This is a genomic window from Streptomyces sp. V1I1, from assembly GCF_030817355.1.
Classification (GTDB): Bacteria; Actinomycetota; Actinomycetes; order Streptomycetales; family Streptomycetaceae; genus Streptomyces.
In genome coordinates this window covers 7401544-7424574 of record NZ_JAUSZH010000001.1, presented here as the reverse complement: position 1 = coordinate 7424574, position 23031 = coordinate 7401544, and the positions used below count along the sequence as shown (strand labels likewise).

The window sequence follows — 23031 nt, the reverse complement described above, 5'->3', positions numbered from 1 at the left end:
CTCCTGTGCTTCGTTCCTGTGGCCGCTGGGTTGTGGCCGGCTTAGCGGGCGCCGGGCGTTCGCGTCGTGCGCCGTGCCGCTGCCTGGGTTATCCGGTCGAACATGACCCCGAGCAGAACGATGGCGAGTCCTGCCGCGAGGCCCTTGCCGTACAACTGGCCCTGGGAGAAACCGGCTACGACGTCGTAGCCCAGGGCGCCCGCACCGACCAGACCGCCCACGACCACCATGGACAGGACGTAGATCAGTCCCTGGTTGGTCGCGAGTGTCAGGGCGCTGCGTGACATGGGGAGCTGGACCTTGGTGATGATCTGCCAGGTGCTGGAGCCGGCTGCCGTGGCGGCCTCCACCGTGGTCTGTGGCACCGCTCGCACACCGTCCGCGATGATCTTGATCGTCACGGGGGCCGCGAAGACGACCGCGGCGATGATCGCCGTGAAGCGCGTCGCACCGAACAGCGCCAGGAACGGCACCAGATACACGAACGAGGGCATGGTCTGGCCCGCGTCGAGGCTGGGTCTGATCAGCCGGTCGACCAGCGGACTGCGACCCATCCAGACACCGGCCACGACGCCGAGCAACATGACGATCAGGGTGGCCACCGCCGTGGAGGCCAGCGTCGTCATGCTGTCCGACCACACCCCGGTCCCGACGAGCAGGGCCACACAGACCGCCGCCGTGACACCCGCGCGCCACCCGCCGAGCACTGAGCCGACGGCGACGAGGACGACGCCGACCAGCCACCAGGGTGACTCGGTGAGCAGCGTCTCGAAGGGGTTGAGCAGCGCTGTGGTGATCAGGTCCCTGGTTCCGTTGGTCAGTCCGCCGAAGGTGTCCTGCGTCCACAGCGTGACCGAGTCCGCCGTGCGCGCGATCGCGCCGCCGACTCCGGCGTCGCCGGGGAACTGGGCTGCCCATACATAGGTGTGGGACAGCCACACGCACACCGCGGCCGCCGCGCCGCCGGCCAGCAGCAGAGGACGGCGCCACTTCGTGAAGCGGCCGGCGCCACGCTTCCTGGCGGCCTCTACGCGGTCACCTGCCGCGGTCGTCACCCGGTCCAGCACGATGGCCATGACGACGATGGCGAGGCCGGCGTTGAAGGCGACGCCGACGTCGAGGGTCTGCAGCGCCTTGACGACGGTCTTGCCCAGACCGGGAGCGTCGATCAGAGCGGCGATGGTGACCATGGACAGCGCGGCCATGATGGTCTGGTTCACGCCCATCACGACGGTCCGCTTGGACATGGGCAGCAGAACCTTGGTGAGCGTCTGCTGCCGGGTGGATCCCAGCGACTCGGCGGCCTCGACCGTGGTGGCGGGCACCGAGCGGATGGCGTGCGCGGTGATGCGGATCGCGGGAGGCGCCGCGTAGATGAGCGTGGCGATCGTGGCGGATGCCGGGCCGATGAGGAAGAACAGGGTGAGCGGGGCCAGATAGACGAAGGTCGGCATCGTCTGCATGAAGTCCAGGAACGGCGTGATGGCGCGGTTCACCCGGTCGGAGAGCCCGGCCCAGATGCCGAGCGGGATCCCGATGAGCAGAGAGACGAAGACCGCCGACAGGGTCAGGGCCAGCGTGTCCATGCTTTCCTGCCACAGCCCCTGCAGCCCGAAGAAGACGAACCCGGCCACGGCCAGGGCCGCGACGCGGATGTTCCCGAACGCCCAGGAGACATAGCCGGCGAGGGCGACGACGCCCAGCCAGCCGATGACGGGGACCGGACGCCCGCTCTGCGGCTGGGAGATCAGCGACTGGACGAAGGTGACGAGACTGTCGATGACCAGCCGGATCTCGTTGAAGAAGTAGAGGAAGAGCGGGTTGCTGTTGCGGTCCGCCCCGATGCTGTCGTTGACCGAGTTGAACCAACGGTGCAGGTCCGTCAGGTCGGCCGCCGCCAGCGCCAGGGTCTGCCGCCCGCGCAGGGCGGCGAACAGCACCAGCCAGGCGACCACGATCGCGGCCACCACGACGCGGCGGCTGACTCGGCGTACGGAGGCGACAGGCGCGGCTGTTTTGACGACGACAGCCATCACGCGCCGCCTTCCTGCCCGGCGACGACCGCGAGGATCTCCTCGTCGCCGACGATGCCCAGCAGCCGCCCGCCCTCGACGACCTTGACCGGCCTGTCGGCGGCGAGCACCGCCCGCGTCGCCTCGCGCACCACGACGTCCGGGCCCAGCTCCGGGCCGTCGAGGGCGTCGCCGGGCTCTGGGTCGCGCATGATCCAGCGCAGGGTAAGGACTTCGGCGCGGGACACGTCCTTGACGAACTCGCGGACATAGTCGTCGGCGGGAGCGCCGACCAGTTCGTCACCCGTGCCGCACTGGACCATCTTGCCGTCGCGCATGATGAGGATGCGATCGCCGAGCTTGAGCGCCTCGGACAGGTCGTGGGTGATGAACACCATGGTCTTGCCGACCTCGTGGTGCAGGCGGATGACCTCGTTCTGCATGTCGCGGCGGATCAGCGGGTCGAGCGCGGAGAACGGCTCGTCGAAGAAGAGCACGTCCGGGTCGCCGGCGAGCGCCCGGGCGAGACCGACGCGTTGCTGCATTCCGCCGGAGAGCTGGTCGGGATAGGAGTTCTCGTACCCGGCCAGGCCGACCAGTTCGACGACCTCCATGGCCCGCTTGGCGCGCTCGGCCTTGCCCATGCCGCGTATCTCCAGGCCGTACGAGACGTTGTCGACGACCCGGCGGTGCGGCAGCAGCCCGAAGTGCTGGAAGACCATGGAGAACTTGCGGCGCCGCAGCTCGCGCAGCCGTTTGGCGTCCGCGCCACGGATGTCCTCGCCCTCGAAGTTGACTTCGCCCGCGGTGGGTTCGATCAGCCGGGTGAGACATCGCACCAATGTGGACTTGCCGGAGCCGGACAGGCCCATCACGACGAAGACCTCGCCGGGCGACACGTCGAAGTTCACATCCCGTACGGCGGCCGTGCATCCCGTGCGGTCCATGAGCTCGCGGCGCGTGAGCCGGCACAGCTCCTCGGAATCCGGCACCTGGTCGGCCTTGGGTCCGAACACCTTCCACAGCCCGCGCACGGAGATGACCGGTGGCCGGTCCTGGTCCTTGGACATGCCGCGCCGCTGCGGCAGTTCAGTCTGCGTTGGGGTCACGATCGACCTCTCTTCGGCGTTCAGCCGCGGAACCAGTGCTGCGGCCGGGGTTGGATGTTCTGCCAGATGTGCTTGGGCTCGCGGTATTCGTCCAGGCCCGTCGGCCCCAGTTCCCGGCCCACGCCCGAGTGCCCGAAGCCACCCCATTCCGCCTGCGGTACATAGGGGTGGTAATCGTTGATCCACACGGTGCCGTGGCGCAGCCGTCGCGCGACCCGCTGGGCCTTGCCGGCGTCCTGCGTCCATACGGCTCCGGCGAGTCCGTACTCGGTGTCATTGGCGATGCGTACGGCGTCGTCCTCGCCGCTGAAGCGCTCGACGGTCAGCACGGGTCCGAAGGACTCCTCATGCACCACGCGCATGTCCTGGCGGCATTCGTCGAGCACGGTCGGCGGGTAGTAGTAGCCGTTCCCGAGCGCCGGGTCCTCGGGGCGAGTGCCGCCGCAGCGCAGTACGGCGCCCTCGGCCAGGCCCGCCGCGACATAGGCCTCGACCTTCTCCCGGTGCTGTGCGGAGACCAGCGGTCCCGTATCGGCCTCGGGATCGAAGGGGCCGCCCAGACGGATGCGCCCGGCGCGGCGCACGACCTCGTCGACGAAGGCGTCGTGGAGGGAGTCCTCGACGATCAGGCGGGCGCCGGCCGAGCAGACCTGCCCGGAGTGCAGGAAGACGGCCGTGAGAGCGAAGTCCACCGCGGTCTCGAAATCGGCGTCGGCGAAGACGACGTTGGGGTTCTTGCCGCCCAGTTCGAGGGCGACCTTCTTCACGGTCGCGGCGGCCGTGGCCATGATCCTTCGGCCGGTGTCCAGGCCCCCGGTGAAGGAGATCATGTCGACGGCAGGATCTTCGGACAGCGGTGCGCCCACCTCGGGACCGGAGCCCAGCACGAGGTTGGCGGCACCGGCCGGGAGACCGGCCTCGTCAAGTGCCCGCATCAGCAGGATGGTTGTGGAGGGGGTGAGCTCGCTCGGCTTCACGACGATCGTGTTGCCGGCCAGAAGAGCGGGGGCGACCTTCCACGACGCCTGGAGCAGCGGGTAGTTCCACGGGGTGATCAATCCGCACACGCCCACCGGTTCATATGTGACGCGGCTGACGGCGTCGTCGCGTCCGGTGTCGACCACCCGGCCGGAGCTGGTGCCCGCGATCCCGCCGTAGTAGCGGAAGCAGGAGACCACATCGGCGATGTCGTACTCGCTCTCCACCAGCCGCTTACCGGTGTCCAGCGATTCGGCGCGGGCGAACTCCTTGGCGTCGCGCTCGATCAGATCGGCGGTGCGCAGCAGCAGCGCGCCGCGCTCCCGCTCGGGGGTTCGCGGCCAGGGGCCTTCGTCGAAAGCCCGGCGGGCCGCTGCGATCGCGGCCTCGCTGTCGGCCCGCGTCCCTTCGGACACGACCGCCGCAAGCGTGCCATCTGCGGGGCAGAGGATCTCCCGGAGGCCTCCGGCCACCGGATTGCGCCATTCTCCGTCCAGATACAGATCTGCCACGAGCGGAGCCCTTCGACCGAAGTTCGTTGCGCATCATGCACCGCATTGCTTGTGGTGGAACACCATGGCCGAACGCGTGACCCGCGTCAAGAGGACGAGACGGGCCGATTCCTCCCCGAGACCCAGTTGTCCCGACTCTCTTGACCACGGCCCACGAGGGGCTGACCATGTTGCGTATCACTCACCGTGTTGTGCAATACGCACCAACGGAGGCCATGTATGTCCCCTCGACCGCAACCTGGCCGCGAATACGTCCTCACGCTCTCGTGCCCGGACCAGCCCGGACTGGTGCACGCCGTGAGCGGCTACCTGGTCAGGAACTCCGGCAACATCCTGGAGAGCCAGCAGTTCGACGACCGGCTTCAGGACCGCTTCTTCATGAGGGTCCACTTCGATGTGTCCGACCCCGACACCGACGTGAAACACCTGCGTGACCGATTCGGCCCCGTCGCCGAGGCCTACCGGATCTCGTGGACCCTGCGGGACGCCTCGACCCCGACCCGCACGCTCATCATGGTGTCGAAATTCGGCCACTGCCTGAACGACCTGCTCTTCCGCCGGCGCACCGGCGCGCTCAACATCGAAATCCCGGCCATCGTCTCCAATCACGAGGAGTTCGAGGAGCTGGCCGGGACCTACGGCATCCCCTTCCACCACATCCCGGTGACCAGGGACACCAAGGCCGACGCCGAGGCACGTCTTCTGGAGCTGGTGCGTGAACTGGACATCGACCTGGTGGTGCTCGCCCGCTACATGCAGATCCTCTCCGACGACCTGTGCAAGCAGCTCGAGGGCCGGGCCATCAACATCCACCATTCCTTCCTGCCGAGCTTCAAGGGCGCACGCCCGTACGGGCAGGCATACGACCGCGGCGTGAAGCTCGTAGGGGCCACGGCGCACTATGTGACCTCGGACCTGGACGAGGGGCAGATCATCGAGCAGGACGTGGTCCGCGTGGATCACTCGCTCGACCCGGACGAGCTGGTCACGGTGGGGCGGGACGTGGAGGCGCAGGTGCTGGCGCACGCGGTGAAGTGGCACAGCGAGAGCCGCGTCATGGTCGACGGGAACCGTACGGTGGTTTTCCGCTGAGCCGGTGTCCGGGGGCTCCGCCCCCGGACACCCGCGCCTCAATCCCGCAGACTTCGTCCGGGGGGACCCCCACGAGGCTTGATTGCCGGCGTTTGAGGACAACGCCCGAAGGGCGTACTGGGGGTCCCCCCACGCCCGCAGGGCGTAGGGGGCGGGTCTGGGGGCTTGCCCCCCACGCGGCGGAGCCGCAAATCGATACAGCGGGAAGCGGCGGGGCGGGGGCTAACAACCGTCAAGGCGGTCCAGCATGGCCTGTCGCCAGCGCTCCGTCTCGGCGATCTGGTTGAACGTGAACAGGTGCAGGCCCGCCACCCCCGCAGAAGGCGCGGTCAGCACGGGGGCACTGCGCCGCAGCAGCCGCTCCGGCGCGTAGCCGCCCGGCACGGCGAAGCGCACGAACCAGGAGGCGTGCCGGGCCAGGAAGCGCGCCGACTCCCCCACACCGATCTTCGCCGCCATCGCCAGCAGCTTCGTACGCTCGACGGGCCCGGCCACGCCCACGTGCACCGGGAGCGTGACATCGCGCCGCCGCACCCGCGTCACCCACTCCCCCAGCACGCGCGAGTCGAAGCACAGGTTGCTGACTATGTACGTCGCATGGGCGTGCTTGTCCCACATCGCCTGGATGGTCACGTCGTCGTCGATGAGCGGATGACTCTCCGGGTAGCCGGTGATGCCGACCCTGGCGAAGGGGCTGCCCAGCTCGGCGAGGTGCCGTAGCACGGGCAGCGCGCCCTCGTACGGGCCTGCGGGCGGATCGGCGTCCCCGGCAGGTACGAAGACGTCGTCCACGCCTGCCTCGCGCAGCCGGTGGACCACCTCCGCCACGTGGGTGCCGTCCCGCAGCAGCCGCGCGGGCACGTGCGGCACGACGCGGTAGCCGTGCGCCGCCAGCCGGGTGGCGAGGTCAAGGGTCGGCTCAAGACCCTTGGCCGGCGACGCGGTGACCGTGACCACCACGTCGCGCGGCACATGGGCGAGCACCTTGTCCTGTGTGGACTTCGCCGGCAGGACCTCGTAGCGGACGCTCTTCAGCAGTGTTCTCACCGTGGGTCGCGGTGCCGGTAGTACCGGGCCTTGGAGGGCGGAAGCGGCTTCTTGCCGAGGATGAGGTCGGCGGCCTTCTCCGCGATCATCATCACGGGTGCGTAGATGTTCCCGTTGGTGACGTACGGCATCACGGAGGCGTCCACGACGCGCAGCCCCTCCACGCCGCGCACCCGCATGCTCTCCGGGTCGACCACGGCCATCTCGTCGGTGCCCATCTTGCAGGTGCAGGACGGGTGCAGAGCCGTCTCGCCCTCCTTCGCGACCCAGGCAAGGATCTCCTCGTCGCTCTCCACGGACGGCCCGGGTGAGATCTCTCCGTCGTTGTACGGGGCGAGCGCGGGCTGGTTGAGGAGCTTGCGGGTCACCCGGATCGCCTCGACCCACTCGCGGCGGTCCTGTTCCGTGGACAGGTAGTTGAAGCGCAGGGCCGGGTGCTCGCGCGGGTCCTTGCTCTTGATCTTCACGGAGCCGAGGGCGTCGGAGTACATGGGTCCGACATGCACCTGGTAGCCGTGCCCGCCCGAGGGCGAGGAGCCGTCGTAGCGGACCGCGATGGGCAGGAAGTGGAACATCAGGTTGGGGTAGTCCACGTCCTCGTTGCTGCGGGCGAAGCCGCCGGCCTCGAAGTGGTTGGTCGCGGCCGGGCCCTTGCGGAAGAGCCACTGGAGGCCGATGAACGGGGCGCGCCACTTCGCCATGTACGGCTGCATGGAGACCGGCTGCTTGCAGGCGTACTGGACGTACACCTCCAGGTGATCCTGCATGTTCTCGCCGACGCCCGGGAGGTCATGGACGACGTCGATGCCGAGCGCGCTCAGCTCCTTGGCGTTGCCGACGCCGGAGAGCTGCAGCAGCTGCGGGGAGTTGATCGCGCCGCCGCAGAGGATGACCTCGCGGGCGCGGACCTGCTGGGGCTTGCCGCGGCCGCGCCGGTACTCGACGCCGACGGCGCGCTTGCCCTCGAAGAGCACGCGGGTGACCAGGGCACGGGTCTTGACGTCAAGATTCGGCCGCCTCTTCACGGGCTTGAGGTAGGCCTTCGATGCCGACAGGCGGCGTCCGCGGTGGACGTTGCGGTCGAAGGGGGCGAAGCCTTCCTGCCGGTAGCCGTTGACGTCGTCGGTGCGGGGGTAGCCGGCTTCCTGGACGGCCTCGAGGAAGGCGGGGAAGAGCGGGCTGGAGGCCGGGCCGCGTTCGAGGACGAGGGGGCCGTCGTGGCCGCGGAACTCGTCGTCGGGGTCGGCCGCCAGGCAGTTCTCCATGCGCTGGAAGTACGGCAGGCAGTGGGCGTAGTCCCAGGTCTCCATGCCCGGGTCGGCCGCCCACCGCTCGTAGTCCATGGGGTTGCCGCGCTGGAAGATCATGCCGTTGATGCTGCTGGAGCCGCCGAGCACCTTGCCACGGGCGTGGTAGACGCGCCGGCCGCCCATGTTGGGCTCGGGCTCGGATTCGTACTTCCAGTCGTAGAAGCGGCTGCCGATGGGGTAGGTCAGCGCCGCCGGCATGTGGATGAACACGTCCCACGGATAGTCGGACCGGCCGGCCTCCAGGACCAGCACGCGGTTGCCCGGATCAGCGGAGAGCCGGTTCGCCAGTGCGCTGCCGGCCGATCCGCCGCCGACGATGACGAAGTCGTACTGCAGGGGAGCCATGGCTGCCTCGTCTCGCTCGCGCCGTTCGATACGCCCGGCATGCTAGTACGAGTAGCGCTATACGCACCAGGTTGCGAGCCACGCAACTTACCGGGACGTGCGTACCTCTGCGCAGCTGTTGTTTACTGCGCGTATAGTTTCGTTGTGAGCAACTACAGTCCAGATACCGAAACGACCGGATCGCAGCCCGGCGGAGTCCAGTCCGTCGACCGTGCCATCAGTGTGCTGGAAATCCTTGCCCAACACGGTGAAGCGGGCGTCAGTGACGTGGCAGCCGAGATCGACGTCCATAAATCCACCGCATTCCGCCTGCTCGGCGCACTTGAGGCGCGCGGTCTGGTGGAGCAGGCGGGCGAGCGCGGCAAGTACCGCCTCGGCTTCGGCATCGTGCGCCTGGCCGGCGCGGTCACGGGCCGCATCGACATCACGCAGCAGGGCCGCCCGGTCTGCGAGCGCCTCGCCGAGGAGATCGGCGAGACCGTGAACGTCGCCGTCATGCAGGAGCACTACGCGATCAATCTCTTTCAGGTGCGCGGCCCTGCGGCGGTGGGGGCGCACAACTGGGTCGGCCAGCTGACCCCGCTGCACGCCACCTCCAGCGGCAAGATCCTGCTGGCCCACCTGCCCGCCAAGGAGCGTGCCGAGCTCCTGGCGCAGACAGGCCTCAAGAAGATGACCCCGCGCACCGTGACCGCGAAGACAAAGCTCGAGAAGAACCTCGCCGAGGCCAGAGAACACGGCTACTCCTGGACCCTTGGGGAACTGGAGCTCGGACTGCACGCCATGGCCGCGCCGGTCCGCTCCCGGGACGGAGAGGTCATCGCGGCGCTCAGCGCGTCAGGGCCCTCGTACCGCTTTACCGAGGAGCGCATGCGCGAGGTCGCCCCGCTGCTGATCAAGGGGGCCGAGGAGATCAGTCACCGAATGGGCTACCTGGGCTGACCCCGGCGCGGTAGAGCCGGATCCGCAGGTAGGACGTGGGTCACCGCGGGGATTCCCGGCGGCCCAGGTCTTGCCGCACTACTCCGCCTGCCGGGTGCCCAGGCGCTCGTGGATCCAGTCGTGGAACGCGCCGATGTGGTGCTCGCTGGGTACGAGTACCCCGCCCTTGGCGTACAGGCGGGAGCTCATCGCGGGCTGGCAGCGCTCGCAGGCGTCGAAGTCCTGCCGGTTGACCCGGTCGAAGAGCTCCACGGACCGGGTGACATCCCTGCCGCTGTCCACCACGTCCTTGAGGTAGAGCCAGTCGCACTCGACGATCGTGCGGTCGACGGCGACCGGGTACATCCGGTGGAAGATCACGTGGTCGGGGACGAGGTTGATGAACACCTGCGGCGGGACGGTGATCGCGTAGTAGCGGCGGTCCTGGTCCTCGGAGACCCCGGGGATGCGGTCCAGGCCTTCGGAGCCGTCCACGGTGAAGCCCTGTATCTCCGCGCCGAATTCGGCGCCGTGGCCGACGTAGTACTGCGCGGCATAGCCGTCGGCGAACTCCGGCAGAACCTCCGTGAGCTCCGGGTGGATCGTGGCGCAGTGGTAGCACTCCATGAAGTTCTCGATGATGAGCTTCCAGTTCGCCTTCACGTCGTAGACGATCCGCCTGCCGACTTCGAGGCTTTCCATGTCGTAGCGCTCGATCGACTCCACATCGCCGAGCCGTGCGACGACCTCACCGATGACCTGTTCCTCGAAGGAGGGCGGGTTCTCCGCCAGACAGACCCAGACATAGCCCAGCCATTCGCGAGAGGCCACATTCGCCAGGCCGTACTCGACACGGCCGACGTCGGGCATCTTCGTGAGGTTGGGCGCCGCGACGAGCTTGCCCGTCAGGTCGTACGTCCAAGCGTGGTACGGGCACTGGAAGGCGCGCTTGACCTCGCCGGTCTCCTCCGTGCAGAGCTTGGCGCCGCGGTGCCGGCAGACATTGAAGAAGGCTCGGACGGAGTTGTCCCGGGCCCGGGTGACGAGGATGCTCTCGCGGCCCACGTCGACGGTCCGGAAGGCGCCGGGCCTGGCCAGGTCGGAGGAGCGCGCGACGCAGAACCACATCGCCTCGAAGATGCGCTCCTGCTCCTGCGCGAAGATCCCGGGATCGGTGTAATAGGAGCCGGGGAGCGTGGCGATCAGGCTGTCCGGCAGGCTGGTCGAGGTCACAATGCACTCCTCGCGGGGTGACGTCGTCGGTCGGTCGTCGCGCCGGGGACGAGGTAGTCCGAACGGCGGGTGCGATATGCAATACATGGCGTGATGAGCAACAGCAGGTGACACCGCACGAGTGGCGTCAGAGCGTGGCGGCAGCGAGCTGCTTGCGCCAGAGGGTGAACAGGCGCGGCTGGTTCATCCCGAGGACCGCGACCGGATGCCCCGACCGCCTGTAGACCGCCAGGAAGCTGCGGTCGTCCGGGAGCCCCTCCTCGACGGTCACACTGTCGGCCCCGGCGGAATGCCCGGCGAACTGGATCCGTACGCCGTACTGGTCCGACCAGAAGTACGGCGGCTTGGGCACCGCCGGCGTCGCCGCACCGCCGGAAAGCAGCGCGGCCACGGCCGCGACGGGCCGTTCCCGCGCGCCGGTCCAGTGCTCGACGCGACGGTGGACCCCGGCGACCGGGTCGTACCAGGAGGCACAGTCGCCGACCGCGACCACACCGGACACGCTTGTGCGGCCGTCCGCGCCGCACTTGACGCCGTCGTCCAGTACGACGCCGGATCCCTCCAGCCACTCGACGCACGGGCGGGCGCCCACGCCTACGACGACCGTGTCGGCCGGGATGCTGCGGCCGTCCTCGAGCAGGACCGCCTCGACGCGAGCCGCCCCGCTCAGCCCTTTGACGCCGACGCCGCACAGCAGGCGTACGCCGTGGTCCGCATGGAGCGTGGAGACGATGCCGCCCATTGCCTCGCCGAGCGGTCCGGCCAGCGGAGTCGGCGCCGCCTCGATGACCGTCACGTCAAGTCCCAGGCCGTACGCGGTCGAGGCGACCTCGGCGCCGATGAACCCGCCGCCGATCACCACCAGCCGCCCGCCCCGGGCGAGGTCGGCCCGCAGGGCACGGGCTTCGTCCAGGGTGCGCAGCGTATGCACTCCGGCGAGGCCCTCGCCGCCCGGAAGCGTGCGCGCGGTCGCACCCGTGGCGACGACGACCCCGTCGGCCCGGACGGACCGGCCGTCCGCAAGCCGGACGGCGTGGTCACCGGGGTCGAATCCTGCGGCCCGCACGCCGAGCAGCCACTCCGCCTGCAGGTCCTCGCCGTCCGCCTCCAGCGCGAGATCCGCTTCACGGATCGTGCCGGCGAGGAACTCCTTGGACAGCGGCGGCCTGTCGTACGGGCGGTGCGGCTCGTCACCGATCACGACGAGCCGTCCGTCGTAGCCCTGCTTGCGCAGGGAACGCGCGGCCGACAGTCCGGCGAGCGAGGCGCCCACCACGGCCACGGTCCTCACGCGAGACCTCCGGCGAGCCGTGCCGCGATGCAGGGCGGAAGATTCGGAGCCGCCGTGGACGGCTGGACGTAGATCATGCCGTCCTCGATCAGGACCTGATGGGTGCGGACGGGGAGCTTGGCAGGCGGTGAGTCGACGGCCCCCGTCCGGAGGTCGAACTTCGAGGCATGCAGCGGGCATTCGACCTCGCGGCCCTCCAGCCAGCCGTCGGCGAGCGACGCATCCTGGTGGGTGCAAGTGTCGTCGATGGCGAAGACCTCGCCGTCATCGGTGTGGAACACCGAGACGGGCGGATCGATGTCGAGCCGGTAGGCCTCGCCTCGCGGCAGATCCGCGAGACGGCACGCGGGAATCATCATGACACCTCGGGTGACTCGGGTGCATATAGCGAAACGGATTGCGGTTAGCGCAACGCCAGTTTGAAGTCCCCCAAAGCCCGTGTCAAGGCATCCTCCGGGCGGGCCGACCCCTTGTTCCATGTTTCTTTTTACGCAACGCTGTGCGCACTACACAACTTCGGACTCGGAGGGTACGACGTGTCGATCAGCGTCTTCGACCTGTTCAAAGTGGGTATCGGGCCCTCCAGCTCGCACACGGTGGGGCCGATGAAGGCCGCCCGCCTCTTCGTCACCGCACTGGACGAGGACGGTCTGCTGTCCCGCGCCGTCTCGGTGCGGGGAGAGCTCTTCGGATCCCTCGGCGCCACCGGCCACGGTCACGGCAGCGACAAGGCGGTCCTCCTGGGCCTGGAGGGCGAGGACCCCGAAACCGTCGACACCGACACCGTGGACGACCGCGTGCACCGGATCCGCGAGACGGGCCGGCTGCGACTCCTGGGCGTCAAGGAGGTGCACTTCAGCGAGCCCGAGCACCTGGTGGTGCACCGCCGTCGCACCCTTCCCTTCCACCCCAACGGCATGCGGTTCCAGGCCCTGGACCACGAGGGCGGCGAGCTGAGGACGCGTACGTACTACTCGGTGGGCGGGGGCTTCGTCGTCGATGAGAGCGCGACAGGAGCCGACCGGATCAAACCCGACGACACGCCCGTACGCCTCCCCTTCCGCTCCGCGTCCGAACTGCTACTGCGCGCCTACGAGTCCGGTCTGCCCCTCAGCGGAGTAATGCTCGTCAACGAACTGTCCTGGCGGAGCGAGAGCGAGGTCCGAGCCGGCCTGCTGCGGATCTGGACCGTGATGCGGGAGTGCGTCGACCGCGGCTGCTCACGAACGGAGACCACCCTGCCCGGTGGGCTGAAGGTGCCACGTCGCGCTCCCCAGCTGCTGCGCACCCTCGACGAGGACGCACAGTCCGCGGACCCGCTGAAGGTCATGGACTGGGTCAATCTCTTCGCCCTGGCCGTGAACGAGGAGAACGCCTCGGGCGGCCGCATAGTGACGGCGCCCACCAACGGCGCCGCCGGGATCGTGCCTGCGGTGCTCCACTACTACACCCGCTTCGTTCCCGGGGCCGACGAAGACGGAGTCGTCCGCTTTCTGCTCGCCGCCGGCGCGGTGGGAGCACTGTTCAAGGAGAACGCCTCGATCTCCGGGGCGGAGGTGGGCTGCCAGGGCGAGGTCGGGTCGGCCTGCTCAATGGCTGCCGCCGGTCTTGCCGAAGCACTCGGCGGCACGCCGGAACAGGTCGAGAACGCGGCCGAGATCGGCATGGAGCACAACCTCGGACTGACCTGCGACCCGGTCGGGGGCCTGGTCCAGATCCCCTGCATCGAGCGGAACGCCATCGCTTCGGTCAAGGCGATCAATGCGGCGCGGATGGCGCTGCGCGGCGACGGCACTCATGTGGTCTCGCTCGACAAGGTCATCAAGACCATGCGCGAGACCGGCGCCGACATGAAGGTGAAGTACAAGGAGACCTCGCGCGGAGGCCTCGCGGTCAACGTCATCGAGTGCTGACCCGAGGAAATGCTGACCCGAGGCCGCCGCGAGGCGGTCAGAACCCGCAGTTCAGAACCCGCAGTCGGAACCCACGGTCAGAACCCGCGGTCGATCCACTCCTGAAGATGCGGGGCCTCCGCGGCGATGGTGGTCGTATCCCCATGGCCGGTGTGCACGACAGTGTCGCCCGGCAACGCCAGCAGCCGGTCCCGGATCGACTCGATGATGGTGCCGAAGTGGCTGTACGACCGACCCGTCGCCCCCGGCCCGCCCGCGAAGAGCGTGTCACCGCTGAAAAGGGCGTTCAGAGCCGGCGCGTACAGGCAGACCGCTCCGGGGGCGTGCCCGGGGGTGTGCAGCACCGTCAGATCGACACCCGCCACTGTCAGGACCTGCCCGTCGGCCAGTTCGGCGTCGGGCAGCCGCTCGGAGTGGGTCTGCTTCCACAACGGAAGGTCGTCCGGGTGCAGCAGAATCGGAGCGCCGGTCCGGTCGGCGAGCGCCGGGGCGGCGTCGATGTGGTCGTTGTGGGCGTGTGTGCAGACGATCGCGCGAAGCGTCCGGCCCCCGAGCGCGGCAGCGATGGCGTCCGCGTCGTGCGCGGCGTCGATGACGACCGCTTCCCGGTCGTCGCCGACGATCCACACGTTGTTGTCGACGTCCCAGGTGCCGCCGTCCAGGGAGAAGGTGCCGGAGGTGCCCAGTCGGTCGATGCCTGCGGTCATCAGAAGACCACCACCGAGCGCAGCACGTCACCGTGATGCATCCGCTCGAAGGCCTTCTCGACATCGTCGAGCGCGATCGTCTCTGTCACGAACGCATCCAGATCCAGGCGCCCCTGCAGATGGAGGTCGATCAGCATCGGGAAGTCGCGGCTCGGGAGGCAGTCCCCGTACCAGGACGACTTGAGCGATCCGCCGCGTCCGAAGACGTCCAGCAGCGGAAGCTCGAGCTTCATCTCCGGAGTCGGGACGCCGACGAGGACGACGGTCCCGGCGAGGTCGCGGGCGTAGAAGGCCTGCTTGTACGTCTCCGGGCGGCCGACGGCCTCGATGACGACGTCCGCACCGAAGCCGCCGGTCAGTTCGCGGACCGCCTCGACCGGATCGGTCTCCTTGGAGTTGACCGTGTGGGTTGCGCCGATCTTCTTCGCGGTGGCCAGCTTCCGCTCGTCGATGTCCACCGCGATGATCTTCGCCGCGCCCGCGAGCCGGGACCCGGCGATCGCCGCGTCGCCCACGCCGCCACAGCCGATGACGGCGACGGAATCACCACGCCCGACGGCGCCGGTGTTGATGGCGGCGCCGATGCCCGCCATCACACCGCAGCCCAGGAGCCCTGCGACCGCGGCCGACGCCCGCTCGTCGACCTTCGTACACTGCCCGGCCGCCACCAGCGTCTTCTCGGCGAATGCGCCGATGCCCAGGGCCGGGGACAGCTCGGTGCCGTCGGCGAGGGTCATCTTCTGCTTGGCGTTGTGGGTGTTGAAGCAGTACCAGGGGCGCCCTCGCAGACAGGCCCGGCACTGGCCGCAGACCGCACGCCAGTTCAGGATGACAAAGTCGCCCGGCGCGACCTCGGTGACACCCTCGCCGACCGCCTCGACCCGACCCGCGGCCTCATGGCCGAGCAGGAAGGGGAAGTCGTCGCTGATGCCGCCCTCGCGATAGTGCAGATCGGTGTGGCAAACCCCGCAGGCCTCGATGTTCACCAGCGCCTCACCCGGGCCGGGGTCAGGCACGATGATTGTTTCCAGGCTGACGGGGGCGCCTTTCCCTCGCGCGACGACAGCACGGACCTGGTGAGTCATGGCCACTCCTCGACTGATACGCACCCATGGGAATTGCGTTGCTTATTACGGCACGCATCTCACGTGTCGCAACAACAGCATCGTGGAGGCGCGATCCACGGTCAAGGACCCTACGCATTGGGCATGGGCTGATGCGTTACGTTCCGGTGCCGCTTGCCGGGAAGGCGGCTTGACGCGCACGAGGAGTAACGAACGGCTCGACGATATGGGCTGCCGCGAGCGGGCGGTCGACCGCGGCGGCTTCCGGGGGCCGGGGCGGCGCAATCCCCCTCTGGGGTGACGAGTCCCCCTCCAGGGTGAATCGAACGCCGCATCACGGCGGCTTTCGGAAGCGCCCGCGCCGGTATCGGGCCGGGCACGACAGGAAGCGACCGATACCATGACGGACGCACCAGCGGTGCTCCATGTGCCCACTGCCATGGGCGCCCGCGGCAGGGGACCCGTGCGCGACTTCTACCGCCGCTGGTTCATCGGCCGCAATCCACGGGACTTCACGCTTGAGACCCTGACCCGGACCACCGGCGACGACCGCATCGTCGAGGAGATGCTGGCCTCGTTCACCCATGACATTGAAGTCCCCTGGATCCTCCCCGGCGTGGCCCCGACAGGGAAGGCGATAAGCATCGCGGTCATAGCGGTCGTGTCGTGCGACGGCATCCTGATCGCGAGCGAGCACATCTACTGGGATCAGGCATCGGTCCTGGGGCAGGCGGGGCTGATCGAGCCCTCCACCATGGCACGGCTGCCGGTGGCGATCGATCAGCGCGCCACGCTGACCGACGGCCCTCTCAATGAACTGGCGGGCGTCGGCCGGCGTCCCCTGCCGGGGTGATATCGGTCGAGCGGCTGACAGAGCTTGATCCTCGCGGCAGGCCGTATTCATGCGTCCAGGAAACCGGGGGCAGAGGCTGGCTCAACAGCGACGATCCCACCGTGTCTGCCGGACCATGGGGCGATGACGGTCGGCAGGGCATACGACGCCGTGTCGTGCCCGGCACCACGCCTACCTCAGACGTCGGCCGCGTACCGCCAGAAGTCCCGCATCAGCTCAGGGAAGCTGGGGCCGCCCATCTGCAGCTGGCTGAGCACGATGGTGACCGCGCCGGTGGACGGTGTGACGTGCGCGGCCGTACGGGTGCCGCCGACCCAGCCGTAGCGTCCCGGCACGCTCCACGGTTCGACGGCCTCGACATCGACCGCGCCGCCGAAACCCCAGCCCATCCCCTCGAGGAACAACCCGGCAGACTCACGCTCGGACGGGGTCAGGTGATTGGTGGTCATCTGCCGCACCGACTCGGGCGACAGCAGCCGGCGGCCACCGGCCGTCCCTCCGGCGAGCAGCATCCGGCCGAAGGCGAGCCAGTCGTCGACGGTCGAGACCAGCCCGCCGGCGCCGGACGGGAACGCCGGTGGGCTGCTCCACTGCCCGTCGGCGGCGTCGACCAGCTCGAGTGCACCCTCGGAATCGGTCCGGTAGTAGCTGGTGAACCGGTCGAGCTTGGCGGCCGGTACCGCGAATGCGGTATCGGCCATCCCGAGCGGCTCGAACAGCCGCTCGGCCAGGAACTCGGGCAGCGGTTGGCCCGTGACCCTTGCGATCAGCACGCCCTGAAGGTCGGAGCTGATGTTGTAAAGCCATCCGTCGCCCGGCTGGTGCAGCAGCGGAATGCGGGACAGCCTCGCCATCCACTGGTCCGGCGGGGGGACGGTCTGCGGCTGCGGCGGTCCCTGCTTCAGCTCGCTGAACAGCGGCGCGACCGCGGGCAGTGAGAAGTCGGAGGGGAAGCCGTACCCGGCACGGGAGCTGAGCAGATGGAAGACGGTGATCGGCCGGACCGCCGGGACCACGTCGTCCACCGGCGCGGCCGGCGTACGGACGACGCTCGGTGAGGCCAGCTCCGGCAGCCACTGCCCGACCGGGTCGTCCAGCGCGATCCGGCCGTCCTCGACCAGCATCATGACGGCCGCGGCGACGATGGGTTTGGTGATCGATGCGATGCGGAAGATCGAATCCCTGACCATCGGGACGGTGGCCTCGACGTCGACGTACCCCACGGCCTCCGCCTCGACCCGGTCACCGCGGGCCACCAGGCCAACCGCTCCCGGCACCGAGCCCTTTCTGACGTGCGTCTCCAGCGTGTCGCGCAGATCGGCCATGGGTCCACCCTCTCAAGTGTGCGGTCGAATACAGGACTCCCGCCGCGACGCAGAATCATCGGGCCGGTGCCGTCGAACCAAACCCGATCACCCCGCTCACCTCAGCGCGGACGACCCTGCACCCTCGCCGGGAGCGTCAGGCCAGGGCTGGCGGAGTGAGGGCGTCCCGTGAGTCGAGCAGATCGCTGAAGAACGCCTCCGGTCGGGCCGCCGGCGAATCGGCGCGTTCCGCCTCACTGATCGGCACGACGTTGACCACCCGTATTCGTTCGGCTCGTGTCTCGAGGAAGGCTGGCTGCCCGGCCATCCACGGCCCCGCCAGGAACACACTGCGGCAGCCGGGGAACGTCGGAATGGCGTCCGTGAAGGCGAGTCCGGCGGATCTGTCGAGTCATCAGGTCAACCGTCCCGGACTATTGACTCCGAGTGTGATAGTCGCGATTCTCGTCGCACTGCTTGCACGGGCCATGACAATCCATCCCCAGGACGGACATGGCCCCGAACGGTATCGGCTCCTCACCCCCCACCATCCGCTCACCGAAGGCATGAGTGATGCCCATGACTCGACACTCGCACCGCAAACGCAGGCCCATCGCGATTCTGTCGCTGCTCCTCACGGTGGTGGCCATGGTCCTCGGCACAGCGCCCAGTTCCTCGGCCGAGTCCGGCTGGTGGACCCCGGCCGCCCGGCCCGCGCCCGACTCCCAGATCAATGTCACGGGCGAGCCCTTCAAAGGGACCGACTCCCAGGGACAGGTACGGGGCTTCGTCGACGCACACAACCACCTGATGTCCAACGAGGCCTTCGGCGGTCGGCTCATCTGCGGCAAGCCGTTCTCCGAACTGGGGATCGCCGACGCGCTCAAGGACTGCCCCGAGCACTACCCCGACGGCTCACTCGCCATCTTCGACTTCATCACCAAAGGCGGCGACGGCAAGCACGACCCCAACGGATGGCCGACCTTCAAGGACTGGCCCGCCCATGACTCGCTGACCCACCAGCAGAACTACTACGCCTGGGTCGAACGGGCCTGGCGCGGCGGTCAGCGGGTGCTCGTCAACGACCTCGTCACCAACGGCGTGATCTGCTCGGTCTACTTCTTCAAGGACCGCAGCTGCGACGAGATGACCTCCATCCGCCTGCAGGCGCAGAAGACGTACGACATGCAGGCCTTCATCGACAAGATGTACGGCGGCCCGGGCAAGGGCTGGTTCAGGATCGTCACCGACAGCGCACAGGCCCGCGAGGTCATCCAGCAGGGCAAGCTGGCCGTCATTCTGGGGGTCGAGACCTCCGAGCCGTTCGGCTGCAAGCAGATCCTGGACGTCGCGCAGTGCGGCAAGGACGACATCGACCGCGGTCTGGACGAGCTGCACAAACTGGGCGTACGCAGCATGTTCCTGTGCCACAAGTTCGACAACGCCCTGTGCGGGGTCCGTTTCGACGAGGGCACCCTCGGCACGGCGATCAACGTCGGCCAGTTCCTGTCGACCGGCACCTTCTGGAAGACGGAGAAGTGCACGGGCCCGCAGCACGACAACCCCATCGGCCTCGCGTCGGCGCCCAATGCGGAGAAGGAACTTCCGCCGGGCGTGAAGGTCCCCTCGTACGCCGCTGACGCACAGTGCAACACCCGAGGTCTCACCGAACTCGGCGAGTACGCCGTGCGCGGCATGATGAAACGCAAGATGATGCTGGAGATCGACCATATGAGCGTCAAGGCCGCGGGCCGGGCCTTCGACATCTTCGAGTCCGAGTCGTACCCCGGTGTGATCTCCTCGCACAGCTGGATGGACCTCAACTGGACCGAGCGGGTCTACCGTCTCGGCGGCTTCATCGCCCAGTACATGCACGGCGCCGAGGCGTTCAGCGCGGAGGCGAAGCGCACGGACGCGCTGCGCGACAAGTACAACGTCGGCTATGGCTACGGCACCGACATGAACGGCGTCGGCGGCTGGCCGGGCCCCCGCGGCGCGGACACCCCGAACCCGGTGCGGTACCCCTTCCGCAGCGCCGACGGCAGCGCCGTCATCGACAGGCAGACCACCGGCGAGCGCACCTGGGACATCAACACCGACGGCGCCGCGCACTACGGTCTGGTCCCGGACTGGCTGGAGGACATACGGATCGTCGGCGGCAAGGATGTGGTGGACGACCTCTTCCGGGGCGCCGAGTCCTACCTCGACACCTGGAAGGCCTCCGAGAACCACAAGGCCGGGGTGAACCTTGCCGCAGGCTCGTCCGCCTCGGCCAGTTCGTCGGAGTGGAGCCTGTTCACGAGTTACGCACCCGACAGGGCCGTGGACGGCAACGCGGGCACCCGCTGGGCGAGCGACTGGAGCGACGACCAGTGGCTCCGGATCGACCTCGGGGCACCGAGCCTGATCAAGCGCGTCACCCTCAACTGGGAGCGCGCCTATGGGAAGGCATACCGCATCGAAGTCTCCACCGACGGTGCGGACTGGCAGTCCGTATGGTCCACGACCGCCGGTGACGGCGGCCTGGACACGGCGCAGTTCACCGGAACGTCAGCCCGCTACGTACGCGTCCACGGGCTGGAGCGCGGCACCGGCTGGGGCTACTCCCTCAACGAAGTCGGCGTCTACGGCAGCTGACGCCACCGATGGAGTGCCCAAGGGCCGGGGTCGGCCGGATCAGCTCTCCTGATTCGGCCGGCCCCGGCCGCATGCCTCGGCGCGGTACAAGACCGAAGGGAACCACATGGCACGGATGCCGTCGGCCGAGCGGCGCCGACAGCTGATCGAGGCAGCGATCCGCGCGATGACCCGCGACGGTGTCTCCAGGACGACGACCCGGACCATCGCCGCCGAGGCCGGCGTCTCGCTGAGCGTCTTCCACTACTGCTTCGACTCCAAGCAGGCCCTGCTCGAGTCCGTCATCGCGGCGATCACCGATCACTACGTCACGGTGGTGAAGGAGGCGATCCGGCCGAAGGCCACCCTTCGGGAGACCATCCGGGCGGGATTCCATGCCTACTGGGAGCATGTGTCCGCCAACCCCGGGGAGCACATGCTCACTTACGAACTCACCCAGTACGCCCTGCGCCAGCCGGGATTCGAACATCTGGCACGACGGCAGTATGAGCTGTACTCCGACACCTACACCCAGCTCATCGAACAGCTCCGTAACAGCATGGAGTTCGAACTCCGCGTCCCTGTCCCCGTGTTGGCCCGCTATCTGGCCGCCATGACCGACGGGCTGACTCTGAACTTCCTCGTTCTCGGCGATGACACAGCCGCGGCGGACATCCTCGACATGATCGCCGACCAGGTCGTCAACCTCGTCGGCGACGAAGTCCGACCGGCCGCCCGCAACATGCTCGCAACGGGGTATCAGGGGCCGTCAGCCCCGAGGGAACCTTGATGGCCACCGTCAGCAACGACCGCACCCCCGGCCGGTAGTTCCAGGCGAAGTTCGTAGCCGCCGTCGGCCGTCGGGCCGGAGGTGACAGTGCCACCGAGGAGCGCGGCGCGCTGACGCAGGCCGACCAGGCCGTAGTGCGCACTGGGCAGGGGTAGAGCGGGCCGGCTCGGTGCGGTATTGGCTACCGTGACACGGACGGCGCCGTTCTCGTGGCAGATGCGGACCGTCGCGGTGGCGCCGGGGGCGTGCTTGCGTACGTTGGTCAGCGCTTCCTGGACGGTGCGGTAGATGGCGCGCTGGACGGTCGGCGGAAGGCCGTCAGGCAGGTCCGTCTGCAGCTCGGCCTCGATGCCGCTGCTCTCGACCAGCCGCTCGAGGTCGGCCAGGGACGGCTGCGGGGTCAGCTCCGTGGGGCGGCCCCCGGAAGCACGCAGGACACTGACCATGTGCCGCAGTTCGTCCAGGGTCTGTACGCTCAGCCGCCTGATCGTGGCTGCGGCTTCCTTGACTTCGGCGTCCCGGGCACCGACCTGGAGCGCTCCGGCCCGCACCGCAATCAGGCTGACCTGGTGAGAGACCACGTCATGCATCTCCCGGGCGAGCTGCGCGCGCTCCTTGGCCAGCACGGTCTGGTCGGTCAGGAGCCGCTCGTGATCACGCGCCGCGGAGATCTCGGCGAGTCGCAAGGACAGATCACGCCGGGCCTGGACGAGCTGTCCGAGGAAGACAGGAGCGACCGCCGTCGCCGCGGTGTAGCCCAGAGTGATCAAGGTCGCGGTCTCCGACAGGTCGAACGTCGGTGACGGCCACGAGGACATACTGCTGAACGTGAACGCCGCGGCGCAGACGGCCAGCAGGGTGCGGCGGCGGGTGAGTGAGGCGAGGGTGTACAGCGCGGCCAGCGCGGCGAGGATCGCGTCGGAGAACAGGACGGCGGGCAGGGTGAGCAGGAAGGTCAGCAGCGGCAGGCGACGGCGCAGCACAAGAGCGAAAGCAGCGGCCACGGCGCACGCCATGCGCAGCGGCTCCTCCGTGTCGAAATGGACCCAGACGTCGAGCAGCGCGACCGCGACGAGGGCGGCGTCCAGCAGCGGTGCGGGCAGGCCGCGGGGGGTCATCGCTCCTCCTCGTCCCGCGGCGGCTTGAGGAGGCCGGCGCGTTCGGCGAGCAGGGCGGCCTGGACGCGGCCGCCCACCTCCAGCTTGGTGAGGATGGCGCTCACATGGTCCTTGACCGTGCCGGTACTCAGGTGCATCCGTGTGGCGATGTCGGTGTTGGACAGTCCCTCGGCGATGAGGGCGAGTACGGCGCGCTCGCGGTCGGTCAGCCGGTCGAGGCTGCGGGCGGCGGGTTCCTGGGAGCCGGCGTTCAGGTAGCCGTCCACTACCGTCCGGGTGACCTTGGACGACAGCACGGTGCCGCCGTCGGCCAGGGTCCGCACCAGGAACGGCAGTCCCTCGGGGTCGGTGTCCTTGAGCAGGAAGCCGGCGGCGCCCGAGCGAAGTGCCGTTGCCACGTACTCGTCCATGTCGAACGTCGTGAGCATGGCAACCACAGGAGGGTGCGGCAGCCGACGGAGGCCGGCCAGGACGGTGAGTCCGTCCACGTCCGGCATCCGGATGTCCAGCAGCACGACGTCGGGACGTGTCTGCTGCGCAGTCTGGACCGCCTGGCCGCCGGTAACCGCCGCCACGACCTCGATATCGTCCGCCGCGTCGAGGATGTGCTGAAAGCCCGTACGGATCAGGGCCTCATCGTCGACCACCAATACCCGGATCACACGTGCTCCACTCGCCATCGGACCACTGTCCGATTCGTACCACGCCGAGGGAGGCCCTGCGGGTGCCCGACACCGAATACCGCCAGGCGACGGGGCTGCGCCAGCCAGTCGGCGGGGGCGGTTCCGGACACCTGCCGGATGGTTGTAACTGGCA

The 23031-nt window shown here is 68.7% G+C and carries 20 protein-coding genes; 6 read left to right on the top strand and 14 right to left on the bottom strand.

The features are described from left to right. Positions 1-41: 41 nt before the first annotated feature. From QFZ67_RS34860 to QFZ67_RS34850, 3 genes are read right to left on the bottom strand one after another with little or no spacing between them, the layout of a single operon-like run. The gene (locus QFZ67_RS34860; RefSeq protein WP_307665026.1) at positions 42-2033 is read right to left on the bottom strand and encodes a proline/glycine betaine ABC transporter permease; all 1992 of its coding nucleotides are present in this window, start codon (positions 2031-2033) and stop codon (positions 42-44) included. Next, positions 2033-3121: a glycine betaine/L-proline ABC transporter ATP-binding protein gene (locus QFZ67_RS34855; protein WP_307665025.1), complete on the bottom strand. Its 1089-nt coding sequence runs from the start codon at positions 3119-3121 to the stop codon at positions 2033-2035. The genes QFZ67_RS34860 and QFZ67_RS34855 overlap by 1 nt, the downstream gene beginning before the upstream one ends. 20 nt (positions 3122-3141) lie before the next feature. After that, positions 3142-4611, bottom strand: a complete 1470-nt coding sequence (locus tag QFZ67_RS34850; RefSeq protein WP_307665024.1) for an aldehyde dehydrogenase family protein — start codon at positions 4609-4611, stop codon at positions 3142-3144. A 219-nt stretch (positions 4612-4830) separates the two neighbouring features. Here QFZ67_RS34850 and purU point away from each other — a divergent pair, with 219 nt between their 5' ends. Continuing rightward, the gene (gene purU / locus QFZ67_RS34845) at positions 4831-5703 is read left to right on the top strand and encodes a formyltetrahydrofolate deformylase (RefSeq protein ID WP_307665023.1); all 873 of its coding nucleotides are present in this window, start codon (positions 4831-4833) and stop codon (positions 5701-5703) included. Positions 5704-5925: 222 nt separating this feature from the next. Here purU and QFZ67_RS34840 read toward each other — a convergent pair whose 3' ends face one another. Together QFZ67_RS34840 and betA are read right to left on the bottom strand one after the other, a co-directional pair. Further along, complete coding sequence (locus QFZ67_RS34840) at positions 5926-6750, bottom strand: 5,10-methylenetetrahydrofolate reductase (protein WP_307665022.1); 825 nt, start codon at positions 6748-6750, stop codon at positions 5926-5928. Next, positions 6747-8405, bottom strand: a complete 1659-nt coding sequence (gene betA / locus QFZ67_RS34835) for a choline dehydrogenase (RefSeq protein WP_307665021.1) — start codon at positions 8403-8405, stop codon at positions 6747-6749. Before betA ends, QFZ67_RS34840 begins: the two co-directional genes overlap by 4 nt. 144 nt (positions 8406-8549) lie before the next feature. Between betA and QFZ67_RS34830 the strand changes: the two genes are divergently transcribed. Further along, complete coding sequence (locus QFZ67_RS34830) at positions 8550-9347, top strand: IclR family transcriptional regulator (protein WP_307665020.1); 798 nt, start codon at positions 8550-8552, stop codon at positions 9345-9347. A 78-nt stretch (positions 9348-9425) separates the two neighbouring features. On the opposite strand, the gene QFZ67_RS34825 is transcribed toward QFZ67_RS34830, so the two are convergent. The 3 genes from QFZ67_RS34825 to QFZ67_RS34815 all read right to left on the bottom strand — a co-directional run bounded on the left by QFZ67_RS34825 (position 9426) and on the right by QFZ67_RS34815 (position 12209). Continuing rightward, positions 9426-10559 carry an aromatic ring-hydroxylating dioxygenase subunit alpha gene (locus QFZ67_RS34825; protein WP_307665019.1) on the bottom strand — a complete coding sequence of 378 codons (1134 nt, stop codon included), beginning with the start codon at positions 10557-10559 and terminating at the stop codon, positions 9426-9428. 127 nt (positions 10560-10686) lie between these two features. Beyond that, positions 10687-11850: an NAD(P)/FAD-dependent oxidoreductase gene (locus QFZ67_RS34820; protein WP_307665018.1), complete on the bottom strand. Its 1164-nt coding sequence runs from the start codon at positions 11848-11850 to the stop codon at positions 10687-10689. Next, positions 11847-12209 (bottom strand): bifunctional 3-phenylpropionate/cinnamic acid dioxygenase ferredoxin subunit, encoded by a 363-nt coding sequence (locus QFZ67_RS34815; RefSeq protein WP_307665017.1) that lies wholly within the window; start codon positions 12207-12209, stop codon positions 11847-11849. The genes QFZ67_RS34820 and QFZ67_RS34815 overlap by 4 nt, the downstream gene beginning before the upstream one ends. A 177-nt stretch (positions 12210-12386) precedes the next feature. Between QFZ67_RS34815 and QFZ67_RS34810 the strand changes: the two genes are divergently transcribed. Next, entirely contained in the window at positions 12387-13763 is a 1377-nt protein-coding gene (locus QFZ67_RS34810; protein WP_307665016.1) for an L-serine ammonia-lyase, read from the top strand. 77 nt (positions 13764-13840) lie between these two features. Here QFZ67_RS34810 and QFZ67_RS34805 read toward each other — a convergent pair whose 3' ends face one another. Continuing rightward, positions 13841-14470, bottom strand: coding sequence for an MBL fold metallo-hydrolase (locus tag QFZ67_RS34805; RefSeq protein WP_307665015.1), 630 nt, complete (start codon positions 14468-14470; stop codon positions 13841-13843). Further along, positions 14470-15555, bottom strand: coding sequence for an S-(hydroxymethyl)mycothiol dehydrogenase (locus QFZ67_RS34800; RefSeq protein ID WP_307665014.1), 1086 nt, complete (start codon positions 15553-15555; stop codon positions 14470-14472). Before QFZ67_RS34800 ends, QFZ67_RS34805 begins: the two co-directional genes overlap by 1 nt. A 379-nt stretch (positions 15556-15934) precedes the next feature. Between QFZ67_RS34800 and QFZ67_RS34795 the strand changes: the two genes are divergently transcribed. Further along, complete coding sequence (locus QFZ67_RS34795) at positions 15935-16387, top strand: nuclear transport factor 2 family protein (protein ID WP_307665013.1); 453 nt, start codon at positions 15935-15937, stop codon at positions 16385-16387. Positions 16388-16563: 176 nt separating this feature from the next. Here the strand turns inward: QFZ67_RS34795 and QFZ67_RS34790 are convergent, their stop codons facing one another. Further along, positions 16564-17712 carry a serine hydrolase gene (locus QFZ67_RS34790; RefSeq protein ID WP_307665012.1) on the bottom strand — a complete coding sequence of 383 codons (1149 nt, stop codon included), beginning with the start codon at positions 17710-17712 and terminating at the stop codon, positions 16564-16566. 136 nt (positions 17713-17848) lie between these two features. Further along, entirely contained in the window at positions 17849-18019 is a 171-nt protein-coding gene (locus tag QFZ67_RS34785; RefSeq protein WP_307665011.1) for a hypothetical protein, read from the bottom strand. 245 nt (positions 18020-18264) lie between these two features. On the opposite strand from QFZ67_RS34785, the gene QFZ67_RS34780 reads away from it, so the two are divergent. Both QFZ67_RS34780 and QFZ67_RS34775 read left to right on the top strand, forming a co-directional pair. Continuing rightward, a complete protein-coding gene (locus QFZ67_RS34780; RefSeq protein ID WP_373430161.1) occupies positions 18265-20328 on the top strand; it encodes a discoidin domain-containing protein in 2064 nt (687 codons plus the stop codon). 106 nt (positions 20329-20434) lie between these two features. Next, positions 20435-21097: a TetR/AcrR family transcriptional regulator gene (locus tag QFZ67_RS34775; protein ID WP_307665009.1), complete on the top strand. Its 663-nt coding sequence runs from the start codon at positions 20435-20437 to the stop codon at positions 21095-21097. On the opposite strand, the gene QFZ67_RS34770 is transcribed toward QFZ67_RS34775, so the two are convergent. Continuing rightward, positions 21067-22215: a sensor histidine kinase gene (locus tag QFZ67_RS34770; protein WP_307665008.1), complete on the bottom strand. Its 1149-nt coding sequence runs from the start codon at positions 22213-22215 to the stop codon at positions 21067-21069. The two genes, QFZ67_RS34775 and QFZ67_RS34770, sit on opposite strands and share 31 nt — an antisense overlap. Continuing rightward, complete coding sequence (locus QFZ67_RS34765) at positions 22212-22877, bottom strand: response regulator transcription factor (protein WP_307665007.1); 666 nt, start codon at positions 22875-22877, stop codon at positions 22212-22214. Before QFZ67_RS34765 ends, QFZ67_RS34770 begins: the two co-directional genes overlap by 4 nt. Between the last annotated feature and the right edge of the window lie 154 nt (positions 22878-23031).

Bases quoted from the DNA above. Each gene is read 5' to 3' on its own strand.
- QFZ67_RS34780 (WP_373430161.1), top strand. From the start codon at position 18,265: ATGCCCATGACTCGACACTCGCACCGCAAACGCAGGCCCATCGCGATT.
- QFZ67_RS34860 (WP_307665026.1), bottom strand. From the start codon at position 2,033: ATGGCTGTCGTCGTCAAAACAGCCGCGCCTGTCGCCTCCGTACGCCGA.
- QFZ67_RS34785 (WP_307665011.1), bottom strand. From the start codon at position 18,019: ATGGCCGGGCAGCCAGCCTTCCTCGAGACACGAGCCGAACGAATACGG.
- QFZ67_RS34815 (WP_307665017.1), bottom strand. From the start codon at position 12,209: ATGATGATTCCCGCGTGCCGTCTCGCGGATCTGCCGCGAGGCGAGGCC.
- QFZ67_RS34800 (WP_307665014.1), bottom strand. From the start codon at position 15,555: ATGACTCACCAGGTCCGTGCTGTCGTCGCGCGAGGGAAAGGCGCCCCC.
- QFZ67_RS34770 (WP_307665008.1), bottom strand. From the start codon at position 22,215: ATGACCCCCCGCGGCCTGCCCGCACCGCTGCTGGACGCCGCCCTCGTC.
- QFZ67_RS34795 (WP_307665013.1), top strand. From the start codon at position 15,935: ATGACGGACGCACCAGCGGTGCTCCATGTGCCCACTGCCATGGGCGCC.
- betA (WP_307665021.1), bottom strand. From the start codon at position 8,405: ATGGCTCCCCTGCAGTACGACTTCGTCATCGTCGGCGGCGGATCGGCC.
- purU (WP_307665023.1), top strand. From the start codon at position 4,831: ATGTCCCCTCGACCGCAACCTGGCCGCGAATACGTCCTCACGCTCTCG.
- QFZ67_RS34805 (WP_307665015.1), bottom strand. From the start codon at position 14,470: ATGACCGCAGGCATCGACCGACTGGGCACCTCCGGCACCTTCTCCCTG.
- QFZ67_RS34775 (WP_307665009.1), top strand. From the start codon at position 20,435: ATGGCACGGATGCCGTCGGCCGAGCGGCGCCGACAGCTGATCGAGGCA.
- QFZ67_RS34790 (WP_307665012.1), bottom strand. From the start codon at position 17,712: ATGGCCGATCTGCGCGACACGCTGGAGACGCACGTCAGAAAGGGCTCG.